Source organism: Streptococcus sp. 3613 (assembly GCF_013277375.1).
Lineage (GTDB): Bacteria > Bacillota > Bacilli > Lactobacillales > Streptococcaceae > Streptococcus > Streptococcus pseudopneumoniae.
This window is the reverse complement of sequence record NZ_VMMV01000077.1, coordinates 1-4,956: the sequence shown is the minus strand read 5'-3', so window position 1 is coordinate 4,956 and position 4,956 is coordinate 1. Positions and strand designations below refer to the sequence as shown.

Below are 4,956 nucleotides of genomic sequence, written 5' to 3'. Positions count from 1 at the left end.
AGCTAAGCGACTTCCCTATCTCACAGGGGGCAACCCCCAACTACTTCCGGCGTTCTAGGGCTTAACTTCTGTGTTCGGCATGGGTACAGGTGTATCTCCTAGGCTATCGTCACTTAACTCTGAGTAATACCTACTCAAAATTGAATATCTATTCAAACCAAGAAAACCGTTCGCTTTCGTATTCTCAGTTACTTTGGATAAGTCCTCGAGCTATTAGTATTAGTCCGCTACATGTGTCGCCACACTTCCACTTCTAACCTATCTACCTGATCATCTCTCAGGGCTCTTACTGATATAAAATCATGGGAAATCTCATCTTGAGGTGGGTTTCACACTTAGATGCTTTCAGCGTTTATCCCTTCCCTACATAGCTACCCAGCGATGCCTTTGGCAAGACAACTGGTACACCAGCGGTAAGTCCACTCTGGTCCTCTCGTACTAGGAGCAGATCCTCTCAAATTTCCTACGCCCGCGACGGATAGGGACCGAACTGTCTCACGACGTTCTGAACCCAGCTCGCGTGCCGCTTTAATGGGCGAACAGCCCAACCCTTGGGACCGACTACAGCCCCAGGATGCGACGAGCCGACATCGAGGTGCCAAACCTCCCCGTCGATGTGAACTCTTGGGGGAGATAAGCCTGTTATCCCCAGGGTAGCTTTTATCCGTTGAGCGATGGCCCTTCCATACGGAACCACCGGATCACTAAGCCCGACTTTCGTCCCTGCTCGAGTTGTAGCTCTCGCAGTCAAGCTCCCTTATACCTTTACACTCTGCGAATGATTTCCAACCATTCTGAGGGAACCTTTGGGCGCCTCCGTTACCTTTTAGGAGGCGACCGCCCCAGTCAAACTGCCCGTCAGACACTGTCTCCGATAGGGATCACCTATCTGGGTTAGAGTGGCCATAACACAAGGGTAGTATCCCAACAGCGTCTCCTTCGAAACTGGCGTCCCGATTTCGTAGACTCCTACCTATCCTGTACATGTGGTACAGACACTCAATATCAAACTGCAGTAAAGCTCCATGGGGTCTTTCCGTCCTGTCGCGGGTAACCTGCATCTTCACAGGTACTAAAATTTCACCGAGTCTCTCGTTGAGACAGTGCCCAAATCATTACGCCTTTCGTGCGGGTCGGAACTTACCCGACAAGGAATTTCGCTACCTTAGGACCGTTATAGTTACGGCCGCCGTTTACTGGGGCTTCAATTCATACCTTCGCTTACGCTAAGCACTCCTCTTAACCTTCCAGCACCGGGCAGGCGTCACCCCCTATACATCATCTTACGATTTAGCAGAGAGCTGTGTTTTTGATAAACAGTTGCTTGGGCCTATTCACTGCGGCTGACTTAAAGTCAGCACCCCTTCTCCCGAAGTTACGGGGTCATTTTGCCGAGTTCCTTAACGAGAGTTCTCTCGCTCACCTGAGGCTACTCGCCTCGACTACCTGTGTCGGTTTGCGGTACGGGTAGAGTATGTTTAAACGCTAGAAGCTTTTCTTGGCAGTGTGACGTCACTAACTTCGCTACTAAACTTCGCTCCCCATCACAGCTCAATGTTATAGAATTAAGCATTTGACTCAATTCACACCTCACTGCTTAGACAGACTCTTCCAATCGTCTGCTTTAGTTAGCCTACTGCGTCCCTCCATCACTACATACTCTAGTACAGGAATATCAACCTGTTGTCCATCGGATACACCTTTCGGTCTCTCCTTAGGTCCCGACTAACCCAGGGCGGACGAGCCTTCCCCTGGAAACCTTAGTCTTACGGTGGACAGGATTCTCACCTGTCTTTCGCTACTCATACCGGCATTCTCACTTCTATGCGTTCCAGCACTCCTCACGGTATACCTTCATCACACATAGAACGCTCTCCTACCATACCTATAAAGGTATCCACAGCTTCGGTAAATTGTTTTAGCCCCGGTACATTTTCGGCGCAGGGTCACTCGACTAGTGAGCTATTACGCACTCTTTGAATGAATAGCTGCTTCTAAGCTAACATCCTAGTTGTCTGTGCAACCCCACATCCTTTTCCACTTAACAATTATTTTGGGACCTTAGCTGGTGGTCTGGGCTGTTTCCCTTTCGACTACGGATCTTAGCACTCGCAGTCTGACTGCCGACCATAATTCTTTGGCATTCGGAGTTTATCTGAGATTGGTAATCCGGGATGGACCCCTCACCCAAACAGTGCTCTACCTCCAAGAATCTCTAATGTCGACGCTAGCCCTAAAGCTATTTCGGAGAGAACCAGCTATCTCCAAGTTCGTTTGGAATTTCTCCGCTACCCACAAGTCATCCAAGCACTTTTCAACGTGCCCTGGTTCGGTCCTCCAGTGCGTCTTACCGCACCTTCAACCTGCTCATGGGTAGGTCACATGGTTTCGGGTCTACGTCATGATACTAATTCGCCCTGTTCAGACTCGGTTTCCCTACGGCTCCGTCTCTTCAACTTAACCTCGCATCATAACGTAACTCGCCGGTTCATTCTACAAAAGGCACGCTCTCACCCATTAACGGGCTCGAACTTGTTGTAGGCACACGGTTTCAGGTTCTATTTCACTCCCCTCCCGGGGTGCTTTTCACCTTTCCCTCACGGTACTGGTTCACTATCGGTCACTAGGGAGTATTTAGGGTTGGGAGATGGTCCTCCCAGATTCCGACGGGATTTCACGTGTCCCGCCGTACTCAGGATACTGCTAGGTACAAAGACTATTTTAAATACGAGGCTATTACTCTCTTTGGCTGATCTTCCCAAATCATTCTTCTATAATCTTTGAGTCCACATTGCAGTCCTACAACCCCGAAGAGTAAACTCTTCGGTTTGCCCTCCTGCCGTTTCGCTCGCCGCTACTAAGGCAATCGCTTTTGCTTTCTCTTCCTGCAGCTACTTAGATGTTTCAGTTCACTGCGTCTTCCTCCTCACATCCTTAACAGATGTGGGTAACAGGTAGTACCTGTTGGGTTCCCCCATTCGGAAATCCCTGGATCATCGCTCACTTACAGCTACCCAAGGCATATCGTCGTTTGTCACGTCCTTCTTCGGCTCCTAGTGCCAAGGCATCCACCGTGCGCCCTTATTAACTTAACCTTATTTTCTGACCTTTCAGTCATAAACTCTTATTAATACTACAGCGTTTTCGGTTTATTTTCTTGTTACTATTTGATATAGATATTCAATTTTCAATGTGCATTACTTGGTAATCTCTCACCAATGGAGCCTAGCGGGATCGAACCGCTGACCTCCTGCGTGCAAAGCAGGCGCTCTCCCAGCTGAGCTAAGGCCCCACAAGACCTCTCAAGACTAAACAAGACCAATGCGCAGTTCCTTATCCTTAGAAAGGAGGTGATCCAGCCGCACCTTCCGATACGGCTACCTTGTTACGACTTCACCCCAATCATCTATCCCACCTTAGGCGGCTGGCTCCTTACGGTTACCTCACCGACTTCGGGTGTTACAAACTCTCGTGGTGTGACGGGCGGTGTGTACAAGGCCCGGGAACGTATTCACCGCGGCGTGCTGATCCGCGATTACTAGCGATTCCGACTTCATGTAGGCGAGTTGCAGCCTACAATCCGAACTGAGACTGGCTTTAAGAGATTAGCTTGCCGTCACCGGCTTGCGACTCGTTGTACCAGCCATTGTAGCACGTGTGTAGCCCAGGTCATAAGGGGCATGATGATTTGACGTCATCCCCACCTTCCTCCGGTTTATTACCGGCAGTCTCGCTAGAGTGCCCAACTGAATGATGGCAACTAACAATAGGGGTTGCGCTCGTTGCGGGACTTAACCCAACATCTCACGACACGAGCTGACGACAACCATGCACCACCTGTCACCTCTGTCCCGAAGGAAAGCTCTATCTCTAGAGCGGTCAGAGGGATGTCAAGACCTGGTAAGGTTCTTCGCGTTGCTTCGAATTAAACCACATGCTCCACCGCTTGTGCGGGCCCCCGTCAATTCCTTTGAGTTTCAACCTTGCGGTCGTACTCCCCAGGCGGAGTGCTTAATGCGTTAGCTACGGCACTAAACCCCGGAAAGGGTCTAACACCTAGCACTCATCGTTTACGGCGTGGACTACCAGGGTATCTAATCCTGTTTGCTCCCCACGCTTTCGAGCCTCAGCGTCAGTTACAAGCCAGAGAGCCGCTTTCGCCACCGGTGTTCCTCCATATATCTACGCATTTCACCGCTACACATGGAATTCCACTCTCCCCTCTTGCACTCAAGTTAAACAGTTTCCAAAGCCTACTATGGTTAAGCCACAGCCTTTAACTTCAGACTTATCTAACCGCCTGCGCTCGCTTTACGCCCAATAAATCCGGACAACGCTCGGGACCTACGTATTACCGCGGCTGCTGGCACGTAGTTAGCCGTCCCTTTCTGGTAAGATACCGTCACAGTGTGAACTTTCCACTCTCACACTCGTTCTTCTCTTACAACAGAGCTTTACGATCCGAAAACCTTCTTCACTCACGCGGCGTTGCTCGGTCAGACTTCCGTCCATTGCCGAAGATTCCCTACTGCTGCCTCCCGTAGGAGTCTGGGCCGTGTCTCAGTCCCAGTGTGGCCGATCACCCTCTCAGGTCGGCTATGTATCGTCGCCTTGGTGAGCCGTTACCCCACCAACTAGCTAATACAACGCAGGTCCATCTGGTAGTGATGCAATTGCACCTTTTAAGCAAATGTCATGCAACATCTACTATTATGCGGTATTAGCTATCGTTTCCAATAGTTATCCCCCGCTACCAGGCAGGTTACCTACGCGTTACTCACCCGTTCGCAACTCATCCAGAGAAGCAAGCTCCTCCTTCAGCGTTCTACTTGCATGTATTAGGCACGCCGCCAGCGTTCGTCCTGAGCCAGGATCAAACTCTCATTAAAAGTTTGAGTTCTCACTCATTTCTGTCACTGACAGATTTATTGTTTTTTCATTGTTCAGTACTACAAC

The 4,956-nt window shown here is 50.0% G+C and carries 1 tRNA gene and 3 rRNA genes; all 4 read right to left on the bottom strand.

From position 1 onward, the window contains the following. Position 1 precedes the first annotated feature (1 nt). A 5S ribosomal RNA gene (rrf, locus tag HT708_RS09060) occupies positions 2–117 on the bottom strand. 76 nt (positions 118–193) lie between these two features. After that, positions 194–3,095, bottom strand: a 23S ribosomal RNA gene (locus HT708_RS09055). Between the two features lie 124 nt (positions 3,096–3,219). Next, a tRNA-Ala gene (locus tag HT708_RS09050) sits at positions 3,220–3,292 on the bottom strand. 51 nt (positions 3,293–3,343) lie between these two features. Next, positions 3,344–4,889 (bottom strand): 16S ribosomal RNA (locus HT708_RS09045). Together the 16S, 23S and 5S rRNA genes with 1 tRNA gene alongside form the textbook arrangement of a ribosomal RNA operon. Positions 4,890–4,956: the final 67 nt, after the last annotated feature.